At 70.1% G+C, this 19,043-nt stretch carries 17 protein-coding genes; 10 read left to right on the top strand and 7 right to left on the bottom strand.

The window, feature by feature from the left end:
• Positions 1-138: 138 nt before the first annotated feature.
• Both ACY0PA_RS12300 and ACY0PA_RS12295 read right to left on the bottom strand, forming a co-directional pair.
• Entirely contained in the window at positions 139-738 is a 600-nt protein-coding gene (locus ACY0PA_RS12300) for a methylated-DNA--[protein]-cysteine S-methyltransferase (RefSeq protein WP_473084657.1), read from the bottom strand.
• Positions 739-816: 78 nt separating this feature from the next.
• Positions 817-1,692: a glycerophosphodiester phosphodiesterase gene (locus ACY0PA_RS12295; protein WP_473084656.1), complete on the bottom strand. Its 876-nt coding sequence runs from the start codon at positions 1,690-1,692 to the stop codon at positions 817-819.
• Positions 1,693-1,959: 267 nt separating this feature from the next.
• Here ACY0PA_RS12295 and ACY0PA_RS12290 point away from each other — a divergent pair, with 267 nt between their 5' ends.
• The 7 genes from ACY0PA_RS12290 to aroQ all read left to right on the top strand — a co-directional run bounded on the left by ACY0PA_RS12290 (position 1,960) and on the right by aroQ (position 10,905).
• Positions 1,960-2,766 carry an MHYT domain-containing protein gene (locus ACY0PA_RS12290; protein WP_473084655.1) on the top strand — a complete coding sequence of 269 codons (807 nt, stop codon included), beginning with the start codon at positions 1,960-1,962 and terminating at the stop codon, positions 2,764-2,766.
• A 40-nt stretch (positions 2,767-2,806) separates the two neighbouring features.
• Positions 2,807-4,954, top strand: a complete 2,148-nt coding sequence (gene uvrB / locus ACY0PA_RS12285; RefSeq protein ID WP_473084654.1) for an excinuclease ABC subunit UvrB — start codon at positions 2,807-2,809, stop codon at positions 4,952-4,954.
• A gap of 197 nt (positions 4,955-5,151) precedes the next feature.
• The gene (locus ACY0PA_RS12280; protein WP_100592369.1) at positions 5,152-5,754 is read left to right on the top strand and encodes a TerD family protein; all 603 of its coding nucleotides are present in this window, start codon (positions 5,152-5,154) and stop codon (positions 5,752-5,754) included.
• Positions 5,755-5,802: 48 nt separating this feature from the next.
• Complete coding sequence (locus ACY0PA_RS12275) at positions 5,803-7,803, top strand: TerD family protein (protein WP_473084653.1); 2,001 nt, start codon at positions 5,803-5,805, stop codon at positions 7,801-7,803.
• A 243-nt stretch (positions 7,804-8,046) separates the two neighbouring features.
• Positions 8,047-9,063 carry a TerC family protein gene (locus ACY0PA_RS12270; RefSeq protein ID WP_473084652.1) on the top strand — a complete coding sequence of 339 codons (1,017 nt, stop codon included), beginning with the start codon at positions 8,047-8,049 and terminating at the stop codon, positions 9,061-9,063.
• Positions 9,064-9,235: 172 nt separating this feature from the next.
• The gene (locus ACY0PA_RS12265) at positions 9,236-10,333 is read left to right on the top strand and encodes a calcium:cation antiporter (RefSeq protein ID WP_473084651.1); all 1,098 of its coding nucleotides are present in this window, start codon (positions 9,236-9,238) and stop codon (positions 10,331-10,333) included.
• 98 nt (positions 10,334-10,431) lie between these two features.
• On the top strand, positions 10,432-10,905 hold the full coding sequence (aroQ, locus tag ACY0PA_RS12260) for a type II 3-dehydroquinate dehydratase (RefSeq protein WP_266565544.1): 474 nt from the start codon (positions 10,432-10,434) through the stop codon (positions 10,903-10,905).
• 58 nt (positions 10,906-10,963) lie between these two features.
• Here aroQ and ACY0PA_RS12255 read toward each other — a convergent pair whose 3' ends face one another.
• Both ACY0PA_RS12255 and ACY0PA_RS12250 read right to left on the bottom strand, forming a co-directional pair.
• A complete protein-coding gene (locus ACY0PA_RS12255; RefSeq protein ID WP_473084650.1) occupies positions 10,964-11,620 on the bottom strand; it encodes an MBL fold metallo-hydrolase in 657 nt (218 codons plus the stop codon).
• Positions 11,621-11,630: 10 nt separating this feature from the next.
• Complete coding sequence (locus tag ACY0PA_RS12250; protein ID WP_473084649.1) at positions 11,631-12,356, bottom strand: maleylpyruvate isomerase family mycothiol-dependent enzyme; 726 nt, start codon at positions 12,354-12,356, stop codon at positions 11,631-11,633.
• 221 nt (positions 12,357-12,577) lie between these two features.
• Between ACY0PA_RS12250 and uvrA the strand changes: the two genes are divergently transcribed.
• Positions 12,578-15,628 (top strand): excinuclease ABC subunit UvrA, encoded by a 3,051-nt coding sequence (gene uvrA / locus ACY0PA_RS12245; RefSeq protein ID WP_473084648.1) that lies wholly within the window; start codon positions 12,578-12,580, stop codon positions 15,626-15,628.
• A 78-nt stretch (positions 15,629-15,706) separates the two neighbouring features.
• Here the strand turns inward: uvrA and ACY0PA_RS12240 are convergent, their stop codons facing one another.
• The gene (locus tag ACY0PA_RS12240) at positions 15,707-16,288 is read right to left on the bottom strand and encodes a YceI family protein (RefSeq protein ID WP_473084647.1); all 582 of its coding nucleotides are present in this window, start codon (positions 16,286-16,288) and stop codon (positions 15,707-15,709) included.
• 101 nt (positions 16,289-16,389) lie between these two features.
• On the opposite strand from ACY0PA_RS12240, the gene ACY0PA_RS12235 reads away from it, so the two are divergent.
• Positions 16,390-17,253, top strand: coding sequence for a helix-turn-helix domain-containing protein (locus ACY0PA_RS12235; RefSeq protein WP_473084646.1), 864 nt, complete (start codon positions 16,390-16,392; stop codon positions 17,251-17,253).
• A 42-nt stretch (positions 17,254-17,295) separates the two neighbouring features.
• Here ACY0PA_RS12235 and ACY0PA_RS12230 read toward each other — a convergent pair whose 3' ends face one another.
• Together ACY0PA_RS12230 and ACY0PA_RS12225 are read right to left on the bottom strand one after the other, a co-directional pair.
• Positions 17,296-18,225, bottom strand: a complete 930-nt coding sequence (locus ACY0PA_RS12230; RefSeq protein WP_473084645.1) for a carbohydrate kinase family protein — start codon at positions 18,223-18,225, stop codon at positions 17,296-17,298.
• A 100-nt stretch (positions 18,226-18,325) separates the two neighbouring features.
• On the bottom strand, positions 18,326-18,517 hold the full coding sequence (locus ACY0PA_RS12225; protein WP_473084644.1) for a hypothetical protein: 192 nt from the start codon (positions 18,515-18,517) through the stop codon (positions 18,326-18,328).
• 91 nt (positions 18,518-18,608) lie between these two features.
• On the opposite strand from ACY0PA_RS12225, the gene ACY0PA_RS12220 reads away from it, so the two are divergent.
• Positions 18,609-19,034 (top strand): Rieske (2Fe-2S) protein, encoded by a 426-nt coding sequence (locus ACY0PA_RS12220; protein ID WP_473084643.1) that lies wholly within the window; start codon positions 18,609-18,611, stop codon positions 19,032-19,034.
• The last annotated feature ends 9 nt before the right edge of the window (positions 19,035-19,043 follow it).

The following is a 19,043-nucleotide window of genomic DNA, read 5'->3' as shown; positions in this document are numbered from 1 at the left end:
GTGTGCCAGCCGGCACCCACCCTCGAACACCGGGCATTCCCGCACGGCCTGGCGCCGACCAGTGCCCGCGCCTCGGAACAGCGGCTCCCGCGCCTCGGAACAGCGGCTCCCGCGCCTCGGAACAGCGGCTCCCGCGCCTCAGAACAGCGGCTGCGGAAGGACACCCTCCAGCGCGAGCAGCTGCCGCTTCGTCTCCAGGCCGCCGCCGAATCCGCCGATGCCGCCGTCGCTCTCCACGACGCGGTGGCACGGCACCACGACCGGCAGCGGATTGGCTCCCATGGCCACGCCCACCGCCTGCGCCGCCCCCGGCTGTCCGACGCGGCCCGCCAGATCCCCGTAACCGACGACCGAGCCGAACGGGACGCCGGACGCCAGCTCGCGCAGGACCTGCCGGTTGAACCCGGAGATCAGCGACCAGTCGAGCGGCAGCTCGAAGTCGCGCCGCTCACCGGCGAAGTAGGCCTTCAGCTGGCGTTTGGGCTCGGCCAGGAGCGGCGAGTCCGGGGCCTCGACCGGCTCGGTCCCGAGCCGGGAACCGAGCCGCTCGACCGCGGAGTCCCGCACGGCGGGGGAGGCGTGGAAGACGACATTCACCAGGCCGGCGTCCGTCGCGGCGAGGAGCAGCGGCCCGATGTCCGTGCCGACGACGGCCCAGACGGCCGTGAGCCCGGCGCCGTCTCCGGTCCTGTCCCCGGCGGCGCTTTCCCCAGTGGCTTTCTGCCCATTGGCGTTCATGCCGACCACCGTACGGGGAGCCACTGACAACGGCCCGCGCCGTCCGTCGGCCCCGCCTCCCCCGGCCCGCCATCGCCTCTACTGGCCGCCGCCCACCGCCTTGCGCACGACATCCGGGAAGTTGCTGATGATGCCGTCCACGCCGAGACCGGCCACGCGCCGCGCGGTCGCCGCGTCGTTCACGGTCCAGGTGAAGACCTTCAGGCGCTTGCCGTGAGGGCCCTTGAGTGCGTGCACCGAGGCGACGTACCGGTCCGAGATCGTCCCGTAGCCGGGGTGGATCCGGTCGGCGAACCGGGCGTACCGGGGCAGGTCCCTCACGGCGGGGGTACCGAGGAAGCCCGTCGTGATGTCGGGGCGGAGCACGTGAACGGTCCGAACGCTGTCGGCGCTGAAGCTCTGGATCACCAGGCGGGTCCTGACGTGATCGCGGTTGAGCCAGCCCTCCCTGCCGAGCACGTGCAGGATGTCCATCTCGATGCCCGGGTAGAGTTCCGGGTTCTTGATTTCCATGAGGAGCTTCTGGTGGTGGTGGTCGACCCGGTCCAGATACTGGGTGAGGGTCGGGACGCGGGCACCCTTGAACTTGGCGCCCTTCCAGCGGCCGGCGTCGAGCTTGGCGATCTCCGCGGCGGTGAAGTCGCGGACGTTGTACGGGGCGCGGCCGGGGAACGCCTGCTCGACGTTCGTGGTGCGTGCCAGATTCGTGTCGTGGATGACGACGAGCCGGCCGTCCTTGGTGCGTTGCACATCGTTCTCGACCCAGTCGAAGCCGAGCTTGTCTGCGTTGTCGATGGCCTGCAGGGTGTTCTCGGGCGCGTACCCGGAGGCGCCGCGGTGTGCGACGACCACAGGTGCGTTGTTCCGCGGGGCCGCCTCGGCGGCGGTGGGGAGGACCAGGGCGCCGACGAATCCCACCAGGGCGGCGGTCGCGGTGGCTGCGCGTGCGGACACGTGTACTCCTCGCGTCGAGGGATCAAGGACTGAACGACAGTGACAGTGAGTTGCCAACGGAAGACAGGTGAAGGATGGCCACACACTGAACGGAGTGGTGGGAGGACGTGCACCCCGAGGGTGGGTGTCGTGAGGCTTTGCCGGAAAATCGTTCAGACGTTCCCGCGGGAGCCTTAATCTCTGCTCCAATCGCGGTCGCTCCAGCAGCCGTTGCCAGGGGCGCCAACGGAACACATCAGGAACATCAGGGCGGAAGGGCTGCAGCGGATGCAGGGCACGGTCGACGGATTCAGCTATGGACTGGTCACGCCGCTGGTGGCGTTCCTCATGGCCTGCCTCGGCGGGGCGCTGGGCCTGCGCTGCACCACCAGATCGCTGCTCGTCACCCAGTCCTGGCGGCCCGGCTGGCTTGCGCTCGGCTCGGCTGCGATCGGGTCCGGAATCTGGACGATGCACTTCATCGCGATGATGGGCTTCCGCGTGCAGGGCACCCCGATCCACTACGACAAACCGACGACCTTCGCGAGCCTGGGCGTCGCCATCGTCATGGTCGGGATAGGGATCTTCATCGTCGGCTACCGGGGCGCTACAGGGACGGCCCTGTTCACCGGCGGCACGGTCACCGGACTGGGCGTCGCGTCGATGCACTACCTCGGCATGGCCGGCATGCGCCTACACGGGACGCTTCAGTACAACACCTTCACTGTCGGCGTCTCCGTAGTGATCGCCATGGCCGCCGCCACCGCCGCGCTCTGGGCCGCGGTCCAGGTCAGGGGGTTCAGCTGGAGCGTCGGCGCGAGCCTTGTCATGGGTCTCGCGGTGACCGGCATGCACTACACCGGAATGGCCGCCCTCAGCGTCCACGTGCACGGAAGCGGCGGCACCCCTGCCGGTAACACTCCCGCCGAACTCCTCGCGCCCCTGATGATCGGTCCCCTGTGCTTCCTGCTCCTGGCCGCCGTCGTGGTGGTGTTCGACCCGATGATGATGACGGGCAGGCCCGACCGGCTGGACGCCGTGGAGGCCGCGAGCAGGGCGGGCCGGGCCGTCCGCCCCCTGCGGCGGGCAGGCTGATCCGGCCCCGTTGTCAGTGCGGGGTCGTACGGTGGATTCCATGCGGCCCGTATCCAAGATCGAACGCACGGTGGCACCTTTCGAGGTCGTCAGTCCCTACCAGCCAAGCGGCGACCAGCCGGCAGCCATCGCCGACCTGGATCGGCGCATCACCGCAGGTGAGAAGGATGTCGTCCTCCTCGGTGCGACCGGAACAGGTAAGTCCGCCACCACCGCGTGGATGATCGAGAAGCTCCAGCGCCCCACCCTCGTGATGGCGCCGAACAAGACGCTGGCCGCCCAGCTGGCCAACGAGTTCCGCGAGCTGCTGCCGAACAACGCGGTCGAGTACTTCGTCTCGTACTACGACTACTACCAGCCCGAGGCGTACGTCCCGCAGTCGGACACCTACATCGAGAAGGACTCCTCGATCAACGAGGAGGTGGAGCGCCTGCGCCACTCCGCGACGAACTCGCTGCTCACCCGGCGTGACGTCGTCGTGGTCGCCTCCGTCTCGTGCATCTACGGCCTGGGCACGCCGCAGGAGTACGTCGACCGCATGGTGTCGCTCAAGGTCGGCGACGAGATCGACCGGGACGATCTGCTGCGCCGCTTCGTCGACATCCAGTACACGCGCAACGACGTGGCCTTCAGCCGCGGCACGTTCCGCGTCCGCGGCGACACCATCGAGATCTTCCCGGTCTACGAGGAGCTCGCCGTCCGCATCGAGATGTTCGGCGACGAGATCGAGTCGCTCTCCACCCTCCACCCCCTCACTGGTGAGGTCATCAGCGACGACGAGTCGCTGTACGTCTTCCCGGCCACGCACTACGTGGCGGGACCCGAGCGCCTGGAGCGCGCGGCCAACGACATCGAGAAGGAGCTCGGGGAGCGCCTCGCGGAGCTGGAGAAGCAGGGCAAGATGCTCGAGGCCCAGCGGCTGCGCATGCGCACCACGTACGACCTCGAGATGCTCCGCCAGATCGGCTCCTGCTCCGGCGTGGAGAACTACTCGATGCACTTCGACGGCCGCTCGCCCGGCTCCCCGCCGAACACACTGCTCGACTACTTCCCGGACGACTTCCTCCTCGTCATCGACGAGTCGCATGTCACGGTGCCGCAGATCGGCGCCATGTACGAGGGCGACGCCTCCCGCAAGCGCACCCTCGTCGACCACGGCTTCCGGCTCCCGTCCGCCCTGGACAACCGCCCCCTGAAGTGGGAGGAGTTCCAGGAGCGCATCGGCCAGACCGTCTATCTGTCCGCCACCCCGGGCAAGTACGAGCTCGCGCGAGGCGACGGCTTCGTGGAGCAGATCATCCGTCCCACGGGCCTCATCGACCCCGAAGTCGTGGTCAAGCCCACCGAGGGCCAGATCGACGACCTGGTGCACGAGATCCGCAAGCGCACCGAGAAGGACGAGCGCGTCCTCGTCACCACGCTCACCAAGAAGATGGCCGAGGACCTCACCGAGTACTTCCTGGAGCTGGGCATCCAGGTGCGCTACCTGCACAGTGACGTCGACACACTGCGCCGCGTCGAGCTGCTGCGCGAACTGCGCGCGGGCGAGTACGACGTCCTCGTCGGCATCAACCTGCTCCGTGAGGGCCTCGACCTGCCCGAGGTCTCCCTGGTGGCGATCCTCGACGCCGACAAGGAGGGCTTCCTGCGCTCCGGCACCTCCCTGATCCAGACCATCGGCCGCGCCGCGCGCAACGTGTCCGGCCAGGTCCATATGTACGCGGACAAGATCACCCCGGCGATGGAGAAGGCCATCGACGAGACCAACCGCCGCCGGGAGAAGCAGATCGCGTACAACATGGAGAAGGGGATCGACCCCCAGCCCCTCCGTAAGAAGATCAACGACATCGTCGCGTCCATCGCACGCGAGGACGTCGACACCGAGGAACTCCTCGGCTCCGGCTACCGCAAGGGCGCGAAGGACGGCAAGGGTGCCAAGGCGCCCGTGCCCGCGCTCGCCAAGGCCGGCGCCAAGAAGACGGGTGGCAAGGCCGCCAAGGGCAAGGCGGCGCAGCCGGTGCCCACCGACCGTCCCGCGGCCGAACTCGCCGAGCAGATCGAGGAGTTGACCGACCGGATGCGGGCGGCCGCCGGGGATCTCCAGTTCGAGATCGCCGCGCGCCTGCGTGACGAGGTGTCGGAGATGAAGAAGGAGCTGCGCCAGATGAAGGAAGCCGGGCTGGCCTGACGCACCCCGCACCCCGCACACCTCACGGCACCCCGCACGCCCCACGGCATGCCGGACGGATCCGGCATGCCGCACGGTGTGTTGCAACACCGACACAAAGCCCTTGCCGTTGTGCGGCGTTGTCAGTGGCCCTGCGTAGGGTTCCCTCAACCGTCCGGACGGGCGGTGCAGAGCACAGTTCGAGAGGGGACGGACGCGTGACGGCCAACTTTTCCAAGGGTCCTGGTGTCAATCTGAGCAAGGGCCAGGCGATCAGCCTGCAGAAGCAGGACGGGGGCAACCTCACGGCCGTCCGGATGGGACTCGGCTGGCAGGCCGCCCCGCGCCGCGGCCTGTTCGGGACCCGCACGCGGGAGATCGACCTCGACGCCTCGGCGGTTCTGTTCGCGGACAAGCAGCCGGTGGACGTCGTCTTCTTCCGCCACCTCGTCAGCGACGACGGCTCCGTGCGCCACACCGGTGACAACCTCGTCGGCGGCGCCGGCCAGGGCGGCGACGACGAGGCGATCCTCGTCGACCTCGAGCGCGTCCCCGTCCACATCGACCAGATCGTCTTCACGGTGAACTCGTTCACCGGCCAGACCTTCCAGGAGGTGCAGAACGCGTTCTGCCGCCTGGTCGACGAGACCAACGGCCAGGAGCTGGCCCGCTACACGCTCGACGGCGGTGGCCAGTACACCGCCCAGATCATGGCGAAGGTGCACCGCGCGGGCGCCGGCTGGCAGATGACCGCCCTGGGCGCGCCGGCCAACGGCCGCACGTTCCAGGACCTCATGCCGGCGATTCTGCCGGGCCTGTGAGGTAGCGGGGACGCGAGAGCAGGCGGACGGGACGAGGGGGAGAAGGCGATGACGGCCGAGCTGGTCCGGGGGCAGAACCACCCCCTCACCCAGAACCGTCTGGAGATCCGCGTGTCGGCGGGAGCGCCGATCGTGGCGGGCGCGACGCTCAGCGACGACCAGGGCAAGGTGCACGGCCGTGACTGGGTCGCGCACCCCGGCGCCCCCGCGCTGCCGGGGCTCGAGGTCCCCCGGCAGGCGGCGGCCGACCATCGCCTCGCCGTCGACCTGGACGCCGTGCCCGAGGCCGCCCACCGCGTCAGCGTGCTGCTCGCGCTGCCCACCGGACCCGGTGACCCCGACCGCTTCGGCGCCGTCGCGGCCCCCTTCGTCGCCGTCACCGGACTCGACGGCTCCGAGGTCGCCAGCTACACCATCACCGACCTCGACGCCGAGTCCGCCGTCGTAGCCCTGGAGCTGTACCGCCGCCAGGGCGCGTGGAAGGTGCGCGCGGTGGGCCAGGGATACGCGGGCGGCCTCGGAGCACTCCTGACGGACCAGGGGCTCCCGGACGCGGGAGCTCTCGCGGGCGAGATCGGCGAAGCGGTGGCGCGGGGCCTCGCGCGTACGGTGGCGCCGCCTCCGCCCCGGACGGCGGCCTCCGGGGCGAGCGCCATGGCGGACACCGGAGCGGGGGCGTCCGTCGCCGGCGCCGCGATGCCGAGCACCACCCCGCCCCGCTCCCAGCAGCCCCAGTCGCCCCCCGAACCCCAGTCACCCCCCGCCCCGCGGCCGACGAGCGAGCCTCAGCCGCAGGCCCACGCCTCCGGCCAGACGGGCGGCACGGGCCCGGTCGACTACACGCACCCCGGCCGCCAGGCCCCGGCACCACCCGCCCCCGCGCCCGCCGCCTCCCCCGGCGCGCCGGGGGAGCCCGCCGTCCCCGTCGCCGGAGACGCGACAGGCTGGTCCATGGACGAGCGGCTCTACAACCAGGTGTGGGGCATGTTCGAGGACCTGGCCCGCTGCGTCGCCGCGTACCGCAGCGCCGTCGACTTCGCGGACTCCCGTATGGAGCAGGAGCTCGACAAGGCCCTGTCCGACCCGCGCAGCCGGATCGGCGGCCAGGGCGACGCCGCGCGCGAGGCCGCCCGCACCAAGCACGGACGGCTTGTCGATCAGGCGCGAGAGGCCCTCGACCGCGACCTCGCCCAGCTGGCCGCCGAGTCCGCCGTCGTCGAGCCCGCCCTGCCCCCGGCCTACGCGGGCTGGGACAACCCGGTCTGGCACGCGTACCGCAGCCCCATGGAGATCCCGATGGCCCTGCGCCTGGGCGACCTCCAGCTGCCCGAGTCCCGCGGTCTCGGCCTGCGCATCCCGATGCTCGTGCGGCTGCCCCTGGAGCGCGGCATGTGGATCGACAGCGGCCGCTCCGGGGCGGACGCGCTCACCGAGTCCGACGAGCTGCGCCGCCGCGCCATGCGGAGCGCCGTCGAGCACGCCGCGCGGCTCCTCGCGGTCTACCCGGCCGGCGAGTTCGCCGTGCACGTCATCGACCCGGCCGGGTCGGCCGCAGGGGCGCTCGCCCCGCTCGTGCGGGCCGGAGTGCTCGCCGGGCCGCCGGCCGCCGGGGTGGCGGGCGTCTCCGAGGTGCTCGCGCGGCTCATCCAGCGCGTGGACCTCGTGCAGATGGCGGTCCGCGGCGGAGCGGCCGACGCGCTGCCGCCCGACCTGGACACCGCCGAGCAGCTGCTGATCATCAACGACTTCCCGCACGGCTTCGACGACCGCGCGGTGACCCGGCTGCGCTACCTCGCCGACGAGGGCCCCGCCGTCGGCGTCCACCTCCTGATGGTCGCCGATCGTGAGGACGCCGCCGAGTACGGACCGGTCCTCGACCCGCTCTGGCGCGCGCTGCTGCGCCTCACGCCCGTACCCGACGACCACCTCGCCGACCCCTGGGTGGGACACGCGTGGACGTACGAGCCGCCGAATGTCCCGCCCGGCAGCCGGATCCTGGAGCAGGTCCTCGAAGAGGTCGCCAGAGCGCGACGAGAGCAGGGCATCTGACTCCTCTGAGCACCGGTTTTGAACGTATCTTTACCGAACGCTTTACGTTTCATGGGTTTTTCCCGTAGGCTCCGAGGAGCGGAGGGGAGTACTCCCGAACGCGGCGTTCCCGTCAATACGGACTGACATCGGTCCCGGGGCGTCGGCCCGAGGCGAGCTGAGGCCGCCCGGGTGGAAGAGACCTCCGGCAGCGACGACGCTGATCAGTAGCCGTACGACGCCGGAGGCGCAGTGGACGTATCGATGACCCTTTGGGTGCTGACCATTCTTGGTCTGGTCGCCCTGATCGCGGTCGACTTCTTCATCGGGCGCAAGCCCCACGACGTATCGATCAAGGAAGCCGGAATCTGGACGGTCGTCTGGATCGTGCTGGCCGCCCTCTTCGGGATCGGTCTGCTGATCTGGGGGAACTCACAGGCTTCGGGCGAGTTCTTCGCCGGCTTCATCACCGAGAAGTCGCTGAGCGTCGACAACCTCTTCGTCTTCATCCTGATCATGGCGAAGTTCTCGGTGCCGTCCCAGCTCCAGCAGCGCGTCCTGCTGTTCGGTGTGCTGATCGCCCTGGTGCTGCGCGCCATCTTCATCGCGGCCGGTGCCGCGGTCATCGCCAACTTCTCGTGGGTCTTCTACATCTTCGGCGCGTTCCTCATCTACACCGCCTGGAAGCTCATCCAGGAAGCGATGTCGGACGACGAGGAAGACGAGTTCGAGGAGAACCGCCTCCTCAAGTCCATCGAGAAGAAGTTCGGCGTCGCCGACCGGTACCACGGCACGAAGCTGTTCATCCGGGTCAACGGCAAGCGGATCCTGACGCCGCTCATGGTCGTCATGCTCGCGATCGGCACGACCGACGTGCTGTTCGCGATGGACTCGATCCCGGCGATCTTCGGCCTGACCCAGGACCCGTACATCGTCTTCACGGCCAACGCGTTCGCGCTGATGGGTCTGCGCCAGCTGTACTTCCTCATCGGCGGACTCCTCAGGAAGCTGGTCTACCTCAGCTACGGCCTGTCGGTGATCCTCGGCTTCATCGGCGTGAAGCTCGTCCTGCACGCGCTGCACGAGTCCGGGGTGCACGTGCCGGAGATCTCCATCCCGGTCTCCCTGGCCGTCATCTGCGGCGTCCTGGCGATCACCACCATCGCCAGCCTCATCGCCTCCAAGAAGCAGGCGCAGAAGCAGGCTCTCGACGGCGGGGACGACGGCGACCAGGACGGCGGCGCGACCGACGGCGCGCGCAAGGACAGCATCAAGGCCTGACCCGCCTGGCACAGAGCCCGGCACAAGGTCCGGTACAAGGCCCGGCTCGGAGCCCGGCACAGAGAAGGAGCGCGCGGCTGCCGGCCGCGCGCTCCTTCCCTCGTTCGGGCCCCACGCACACGGGCCCGTCCCGAAGTCGCGGCCCCCGCACCGTCGGTGCACCATCAATGGCATGATCGCTGGGCTCCGGAGACTGCTCACGCAATGGACGGCCGTCGTCCCCGTCCTCGCGGTCGTCCTGCTGGTGTTCACCTGGGGCCGCTCACTGCCCGGTGCCGTCGTCGCCGTCGTCTCCGTCGTGCTCGCAGCGTCCGTCCTCGCGGCCGTCCACCACGCCGAGGTGGTGGCCCACCGCGTCGGTGAACCCTTCGGCTCCCTCGTACTCGCCGTCGCCGTCACCGTCATCGAGGTGGCGCTGATCGTCACCCTGATGGTCGACGGCGGCGAGAAGGGCGCCACCCTCGCCCGCGACACCGTCTTCGCCGCCGTCATGATCACGTGCAACGGCATCGTCGGACTGAGCCTGCTCACCGCCGCGTTCCGGCACCGCGTCGCCGTATTCCAGTCCGAGGGAACTGGCGGCGCACTCGCCACCGTCGCCACTTTGGCCACGCTCTGCCTGGTGGTGCCGACGTTCACCACGAGCAAGCCGGGCCCGGAGTTCTCCACGACTCAGCTGATCTTCGCGGCCTCCGCGGCGCTCGTCCTGTACGGGATCTTCGTGGCGACCCAGACCGTGCGGCACCGCGACTACTTCCTGCCGATCACCAAGCAGGGCAACGTCATCGACGCCGACCACGCGGACGTGCCCACCACCCGCACCGCCCTGATCAGCCTCGGCTTCCTCGGCCTCGCCCTCGTCGCCGTCGTCGGCCTCGCCAAGGGCGTGTCCCCGACGATCGAGTCCGGCGTCGAGGCTGCCGGATTGCCGCACTCCGTCGTCGGCGTGATCATCGCGCTCCTCGTCCTGCTGCCCGAGACGATCGCGGCCGTGCGCGCGGCCCGCCGCGACCGCGTCCAGACGAGCCTCAACCTCGCGCTCGGCTCCGCGATGGCCAGTATCGGACTGACCATCCCGGCCGTCGCCATCGCCTCGTTCTGGCTGTCGGGGCCCCTCGTCCTCGGACTCGGCGCCACACAGATGGTGCTGCTGGTCCTGACGATGCTGGTGAGCACGCTGACCGTCGTCCCCGGCCGCGCCACCCCGCTCCAGGGCGGAGTCCACCTCGTGGTGTTCGCCGCGTACGTGGAGCTCGCCGTCACGCCGTGACGGTCATGGTGATCGGTCATGGTGATACGGCTGGGCAGCACCGTGACGCCTCGTGATAGACCCTGGGTGAGCAGCCGCCCGACGCACGGAGGTCCCCTGTGCCCCGCACCCTCGCCAACGCCCCGATCATGGTCCTGAACGGCCCGAACCTGAATCTCCTCGGCCGCCGGCAGCCGGAGATCTATGGGTCCGACACCCTCGCGGACGTCGAGGCCCTGTGCGCCAAGGCCGCGGCCGTGCACGGCGGGAGCGTCGACTTCCGGCAGTCCAACCATGAGGGCGAGCTGGTGGACTGGATCCACGAGGCGCGCCAGAACCACGTGGGCATCGTGATCAACCCGGCCGCCTACTCGCACACCTCGGTCGCGATCCTGGACGCCCTCAACGCGTGCGACGGCCTGCCGGTCATCGAGGTCCACATCTCCAACATCCACCAGCGCGAGGAGTTCAGGCACCACTCCTACGTGTCCCTCCGGGCGGACGGCGTGATCGCCGGATGCGGCGTTCAGGGATACGCGTTCGCGGTGGAGCGGGTGGCGGCCCTCGCGGAGCCCGGCGTCGCGACGGTCTAGTACCGCCGGTCCTCGAAGGTCCGTGGAGTGAACACGCCCGGCGATGCCGGGCGTTGACTCACCAGCCGCGCTCGCGCCACTCCGGCAGATGCGGACGCTCGGCGCCGAGCGTCGTGTCGTTCCCGTGCCCGGGGTAGACCCATGTCTCGTCGGGGAGCCGGTCGAAGATCTTCGACTCGACGTCGTCGATCAGGCTCGCGAAGGCCTTCGGGTCCTTCCACGTGTTCCCCACGCCGCCCGGGAACAGGCAGTCCCCGGTGAAGACATGGGGGTGGCCGTGCGGGTCGTCGTAGACGAGGGCGATCGAGCCGGGCGTGTGGCCGACCAGATGCCGGGCGGTCAGCGAGACCCGGCCGACGTTGATCGTGTCCCCGTCCTCGACGAGCACGTCCGTGGGCACCGGGATGCCCTCCGCGTCGTAACGGCCCGCGTACGTACGCGCGCCGGTGACCTCCACGACCCGGGCGAGCGCCTGCCAGTGGTCCCCGTGCTGATGCGTCGTGACGACGGACGCGATGCCGTCGTCCCCGATCAGGGTCAGCAGCGTCTCCGGGTCGGCCGCCGCGTCGATCAGGAGCTGCTCGCCGGTGGCGCGGCAGCGCAGCAGATACGCGTTGTTGTTCATCGCGCCGACCGCGACCTTGGAGATCATCAGGTCCTGCAGCTCGTGCACATCCGCCGGGCCGCCGACCTTCACCGCTCCGCTGTACGTCATGGGACTCAGCCTATAGCGGGGGCAGGGCGGGCAGGGCGCCACCTTCGGTGGTGAGCCCGGCGCCGTCCCGACGGCCCGCCAGCCAGCCCAGGAGGTCCGCCTGACGGCCGCGGATCAAGACGTCGTGCGAGGGCGTCTCGCCGCCTTGGATCTGCTCCAGGGAGAGCCCCTGGACGGCGCCCGTCGGGATCCTCCGGCCGTCGTCCTCCTCGATGAGCAGGGCGGGAAGGCCCGGGTGGTCGCGGAAGCGCGCGGCAAGGAAGTTGATCTCGAGCTGTGTGAACTCCTCCGGCAGATCCTCCAGCTCGTACCCGATCCCGAGGTCCACATGGTGCAGCTCGACCTCGGCCCAGCGCCGGAAGGGGATCCGGGACGCGGAGTCCTTGACGCCGTTGCGCAGCTCGACCGTGCGCGCCCAGTCGGCCGGGGCCTCGGCCCGGCGATCGAAGCTGGCGGCGCTGGTCCGCAGGTCATCGAGGTGCTCGCGAAGGTCGCGCGGCGCGTCCCGCTCGATGTCCGCGTCGCGCGCCTCGGCACTCGGATACATGGGCCGGCCGGCGAGGACGTTCGCGAGTGCGTCCGCGTTACGGGCGAGATGGGCGAGGACATGGCCCCGGCTCCAGCCGGGAAGCCGTGACGACTCGGCCACAGCCGCGTTGTCCAGCGTGCCGACAGCGGTGAGGAGCCGGTCGGTCGCTTCACGTACAGAGGCCAGGTCGCGCACATGATCGCTCATGGCGCAGACAATAGCGCCGCCACTCGATCGGGTGAAGGCGGCCGACCGAGGCCCAGAATCGAATGTACGTGCTATAAGCTCGGAAGCGGCATCGGGCATTCTTGGTGGTCCGGGTTTGTTACCAACCATGGAAAACAGTCCATCGCTGACGGTGGCCCCCCTAGTGTCGAAAGTCAGGGGCCCCGCCCCTGTTGCTCCTCTCAAGAAAGGTGCGGACCGGCGTGGCCGACCGTCTCATCGTCCGTGGCGCGCGCGAGCACAATCTCCGTAACGTCTCGCTCGACCTCCCGCGCGACTCGCTCATCGTCTTCACGGGTCTGTCGGGGTCCGGCAAGTCGTCGCTCGCCTTCGACACGATCTTCGCCGAGGGGCAGCGGCGGTACGTCGAGTCGCTCTCCTCGTACGCCCGTCAGTTCCTCGGCCAGATGGACAAGCCGGACGTCGACTTCATCGAGGGCCTCTCCCCGGCCGTCTCGATCGACCAGAAGTCGACCTCGCGCAACCCGCGCTCCACGGTCGGCACCATCACCGAGGTCTACGACTACCTGCGCCTGCTCTTCGCGCGCATCGGCAAGCCGCACTGTCCCGAGTGCGGCCGCCCCATCTCGCGCCAGTCGCCGCAGGCCATCGTCGACAAGGTCCTCGACCTGCCCGAGGGAAGCCGCTTCCAGGTGCTCTCGCCGCTCGTGCGCGAGCGCAAGGGCGAGTTCGTCGACCTTTTCGCCGACCTCCAGACCAAGGGGTACAGCCGCGCCCGGGTCGACGGACAGACGATCCAGCTGTCGGAACCGCCCACCCTGAAGAAGCAGGAGAAGCACACCATCGAGGTGGTCGTCGACCGCCTCACGGTGAAGGAATCCGCCAAGCGCCGCCTGACCGACTCCGTGGAGACCGCGCTCGGCCTCTCCGGAGGCATGGTCGTGCTCGACTTCGTCGACCTCCCCGAGGACGACCCCGAGCGCGAGCGCATGTACTCGGAGCACCTGTACTGCCCGTACGACGACCTGTCCTTCGAGGAGCTGGAGCCGCGCTCCTTCTCCTTCAACTCGCCCTTCGGCGCCTGCCCGGACTGCAGCGGCATCGGCACGCGCATGGAGGTCGACCCCGAGCTGATCGTCCCGGACGAGGAAAAGTCCCTCGACGAGGGCGCCATCCACCCCTGGTCGCACGGGCACACCAAGGACTACTTCGGACGCCTCATCGGCGCCCTCGCGGACGCGTTGGGATTCCGGACCGACATCCCCTTCGCGGGCCTGCCGCAGCGCGCCAGGAAGGCCCTCCTGTACGGCCACAAGACGCAGATCGAGGTCCGCTACCGCAACCGGTACGGCCGCGAGCGGGTCTACACGACCCCCTTCGAAGGCGCCGTCCCGTTCGTCAAGCGGCGCCACAGCGAGGCCGAGAGCGACTCCAGCCGCGAGCGCTTCGAGGGCTACATGCGCGAGGTGCCGTGCCCCACCTGTGAGGGCACGCGCCTGAAGCCGATCGTTCTCGCCGTCACGGTGATGGAGAAGTCCATCGCCGAGGTCTCCGCGATGTCCATCAGCGACTGCGCGGACTTCCTGGGCGAGCTGAAGCTCAACGCGCGCGACAAGAAGATCGCCGAGCGAGTCCTCAAGGAGGTCAACGAGAGGCTGCGGTTCCTCGTCGACGTAGGCCTCGACTACCTCTCGCTCAACCGCGCGGCCGGCACCCTCTCCGGCGGCGAGGCCCAGCGCATCCGCCTCGCGACACAGATCGGCTCCGGCCTGGTCGGCGTGCTCTACGTCCTGGACGAGCCCTCGATCGGCCTGCACCAGCGCGACAACCACCGCCTGATCGAGACCCTCGTACGGCTGCGCGACATGGGCAACACGCTCATCGTCGTCGAGCACGACGAGGACACCATCAAGGTCGCCGACTGGGTCGTCGACATCGGCCCCGGCGCGGGTGAGCACGGTGGCAAGGTCGTCCACAGCGGTCCCTTGAAGGAGCTGCTCGCCAACGCCGAGTCGATCACCGGCCAGTACCTGTCGGGCAAGAAGTCCATCCCGCTGCCGGCCATCCGGCGCCCCGTGGACCCGACCCGCAAGCTGACCGTGCACGGCGCCCGCGAGAACAACCTGCGCGACATCGACGTGTCGTTCCCGCTCGGCGTCCTGACCGCGGTCACCGGTGTCTCCGGTTCCGGCAAGTCGACGCTGGTCAACGACATCCTGTACACACACCTCGCCCGCGAGCTGAACGGGGCGCGCAGCGTTCCCGGTCGGCACACGCGCGTGGCGGGCGACGATCTCGTCGACAAGGTTGTGCACGTCGACCAGTCGCCGATCGGCCGCACCCCGCGCTCGAACCCGGCGACGTACACCGGAGTCTTCGACCACGTCCGCAAGCTGTTCGCCGAGACGACCGAGGCGAAGGTCCGCGGCTATCTGCCCGGACGCTTCTCCTTCAACGTCAAGGGCGGCCGCTGCGAGAACTGTTCCGGCGACGGCACCATCAAGATCGAGATGAACTTCCTGCCGGACGTCTATGTCCCGTGCGAGGTCTGCCACGGGGCGCGCTACAACCGCGAGACGCTGGACGTCCACTACAAGGGCAAGTCCATCGCCGAGGTCCTGGACATGCCCATCGAGGAGGCGCTCGGCTTCTTCGAGGCGGTCCCGGGCATCGCCCGCCACCTGCGCACGCTGAACGACGTCGGCCTCGGGTACGTCCGGCTCGGGCAGTCCGCGCCGACCCTCTCCGGAGGCGAGGCGCAGCGCGTGAAGCTGGCCAGTGAGCTGCAGAAGCGGTCCACGGGACGCACGGTCTACGTTCTCGACGAGCCGACCACCGGTCTGCACTTCGATGACATCAGCAAGCTCATCTCCGTCCTGTCGGGCCTCGTCGACAAGGGGAACTCGGTGATCGTCATCGAGCACAACCTCGACGTCGTCAAGACCGCCGACTGGGTCGTCGACATGGGCCCCGAGGGTGGTAACGGCGGCGGCCTCGTCGTCGCCGAGGGCACCCCCGAAGAGGTCGCGGGCGAACCGGCCAGTCACACCGGCAAGTTCCTGCGCGACATCCTCGGCGCCGACCGGTTCAGCGACGCGTCGGTGCCCGCGGCGCGTACGAAGAAGACGGTGGCCGCGAAGAAGACCGTCTCGGCGAGCGCGAAGGCCCCGGCGAAGAAGGTGGCCAGGGCCAACACCACGCCGGTCGGCAAGACCGCCACGAAGGCCGCGGCGAAGAAGGTCACGGCCGCCAAGAAGACCGCGACCAAGTCCACGCGGGCCGGCAAGGCCTGACCGCGGGCGGTCCGCGACCGCACGGAAAACACCTGGCGCCCCACGGGAACTCCCCGTGGGGCGCCACGCGTTCATCTGTCAGCCACCCTGGCCCTGCGGCTCCACGAACTGCATGTCCAGCTGAATCTTGACAACATCACCAATAAGACCGGCCCCGAAGTCCAGGCCGAAGTCGCTCCGCCGGATCTCGCCCGTCGCCTCGAACCCCGCATGCCGGCTCCCGTCCATCGGCACGTCCACCACCCCGCCGAACTCCACGGCGAGTGCCACCGGCCGCGTCACGTCACCGATGGTCAACTCGCCCTCCAGGGACCAGTCGTCGCCCTTCCCCGACACGCCGTGCGAGACGTAGGTCATCGTCGGACGGCGCTCCACGTCCAGCAGATCGGCCTGACGGACGTGCGCGTCACGGTCGGCGTTGCCCGTGTCGATCGAGGCCAGTGCGATGGTGGCGTTCACCCTGATGTCGTCCACCCTCTCGCCGATGTGCAGCGCGGCCTCCACCTGCGCGAAGCGCCCCCGCACCTTCGCGATCCCGAGGTGTCGGACGGTGAAGTTCACTGCCGAGTGCAGCGGGTCGAGTGTCCAGTCGCCGGCCACCAGAGGCAGTGCGATGGCCGAAGTCGTGGCAGCGGCAGCGGAGTTGTCGTTGTAGGTCATGCGTCCACCCTGCGGTCACCGGCGGACCGGAGGAAGGCCGGGCCAAGACTGGTAGTGACAGGGCCACGATCAGCGACCCCTTACGTTGATACGTTCGACGGGTGAGCGACAACGAGTTGGGCACCTATCTGCGCACCCGGCGCGAAGCCGTCACACCCGCCGAGGTGGGACTGCCCGCCGGCGCGCGGCGCCGCACCCCGGGCCTGCGGCGCTCCGAGCTGGCCACGCTCGCCGGCATCAGCGTCGAATACCTCACCCGTCTCGAACAGGGCCGCGATCGCAACCCGTCACCCCCGGTCCTCGGCGCCCTCGCCGACGCGCTGCTCCTCCCCGTCGACGAGCGCTTCCTGCTCCGCCGCCTCGTGAAGGAGTCCGGCGGGGACGGCATGCTGTGCGCCGGGGCGGTGGCCGCTTCCCTCTCGCGCACGATCCGCCCCACGGTGCGCGTCCTCCTCGACCGCCTCGAACCCACCCCTGCGGTCCTGGTCAACTGGATCGGCGACCTCATCGCGTACACCGACGCCTACGAGCGGTACGCGCGCCCACTCGGCATCCTCGACGCCCGACAGCCGAACCTCGTGCGGTACGTCTTCACCGACGAGCGCGCCCGCACCGCGTACCCCGAATGGGACCGCGTGGCCGACGAGCAGGTCTCCCACCTCCGGCACGGGGCGTCGATCCACGACCCGCACGTCGCCGCGCTCGCCGACGAGCTGACCGTCACCGCGGGGGCGCCCTTCGCCGACCGGCTCGCCGCCGTCCCCTCCCTGCCCCGGCGCACCGGCGTGGACGTCGTCGCACACCCGGAGGCGGGCACACTCCGCCTGGCCTACGAGACGCTGTCCATGTCCGACGCCGACGGCCAGAGCCTGGTCGTCCACCTCCCGGCCGACGACACCACGGCGTCCGCCCTGGACCGCCTCAACGGGCGCAGGCCGGGGGCGCTGCGGGCGGTCGACGGGTGACCGGCAGTCCGTGAACAGCCGACCCGAGCGCGTGAACGGCCGCTACAGCGGCGGGAGTTCGGATGCGTACGGAGGTTCGGCGCCCGCCCGCGAGCAGGTGACCGCGGCCGCGCGGGCGGCGAACCGCAGCAGCCGGCGCCAGTCGTCCTCGCCCAGGCCCGCCACCGCCTCCACGGACAGCGCGTCCCACGAGGCCAGACCGTGCATCAGCGCCGCGTTCACGGTGTCGCCCGCACCGATCGTGTCGACGACATCGACCCGCTCACCCGGTACGTCGTAGCGCGCGCCGCCCTGCGTGAAGACCGTCAGGCCGTCGCCGCCCCGCGTGATCACGACGGCCGCGGGCCCCGAGGCCAGCCACTCCTGCGGGGTGCCGCCCAGCCACTGCGCGTCCTCCTCGGACAGCTTGAGCAGGCCGGTCGAGGGGAGCCAGCTCTTGAAGCGCGCCCGGTACGCGTCCGGGTCGGGGATGAGGGCGGCCCGGATGTTCGGGTCGAGCGCGGTGAACACGCCCTGGGCCGAGGCCGACCGCATCAGCTCCTCGTACGCGCTCGCGCCCGGCTCAAGAACCAGCGAGCACGTACCGAACGACACCGCGCGTGTGCCCGGCGGGAGCCGGTCGGGCACCGAGAAGAGCCGGTCGGCCGTGCCGTCGACGTAGAACGAGTAACCGGCCGATCCGTCCGCGGCGATCGACGCGACCGCCAGCGTCGTCGGTTCGTCGCCCCGCTGGACGTACGACACATCGACACCCGCCCGCGCGAGCCCGCCGAGCAGCGCCTGGCCGAACGCGTCGCGGGAGACCCGTGAGCAGAAGGCCACGGGGGAGCCGAGCCGGCCGACGGCCACCGCGGTGTTGAAAGGGCCGCCGCCGAGCCGGGGCGCCAGCGCGGGCAGGTCGTCGCCGCCGTCATCGGCGGCCCCGCCCTGCGGCACGAGGTCGATCAGGGCCTCTCCGGCGACGACTATCACGGGTGGTTCCTTTCGGGCCGAACGGCCAAGCGGTGCGGCAGTGCTGGAGTGCTGAACTGCTGGGGTGCGGTGGATCGGAGGGGCAGGGCCGAGGCACAGGCTAAAGGCTCGCGGGCTCGGGCACACCGCCCCGGCCGGAAGCGGGCACGTCCGGGACCGACTCGGGCAGACCCTTCGTGTCGGGACGCAGCGTGGCCACCGAGATGGCCGTGAGCGTTGCGACCATCGCGGCCATGAGCAGAGAGGCGGGCGCGAAGCCGAGGCTGGACGAGAGGGTCCCCCGAGCCGTCACGTGCCCCACCGGTATGGTCGGATCTGCGACCGATGTGCGCCTTGGCGTGCAGCAGCGGCCCGCCCCACCCCGACCGATCCCTGGAGTCCTCATGCCCGGCACGTCGCCCGCCCGTCGAACCGTGTTGCGGGGTGCCGCCCTCGCCGGGACCGCGGGGCTCGGGATCGCCGCCTGCTCGACGGGCGGATCGGACGACGGCCCGGATGCGGCGCCGACGGCCCCGGTCCACCTCGGCAAGGCCGACGAGGTGCCCGTCGGCGGCGTCAAGCTGTACCGGGACGAGAACGTGGTGGTCAGCCGTCCGGCGGCCGACAAGTACGCCGCGTTCAGCACCATCTGCACGCACGCGGGGTGCCCCATCAGCATGCTGGAGGGCACGGAACTCACGTGTTCCTGCCATGGCAGCAAGTTCGACGCCGAGACCGGCAAGGTGCTGCACGCCCCGGCGACGCAGCCGCTGGCGAAGGTGCCGGTCGTGGTGAAGAACGGCAAGATCGTCGCGGGCCCGGAGGCCTGACCGCACCTG

The organism is Streptomyces sp. DS1-CR2 (genome assembly GCF_055760475.1).
The sequence above is the reverse complement of the archived record's forward strand: the minus strand, read 5'-3'. Positions and strand labels throughout refer to the sequence as shown.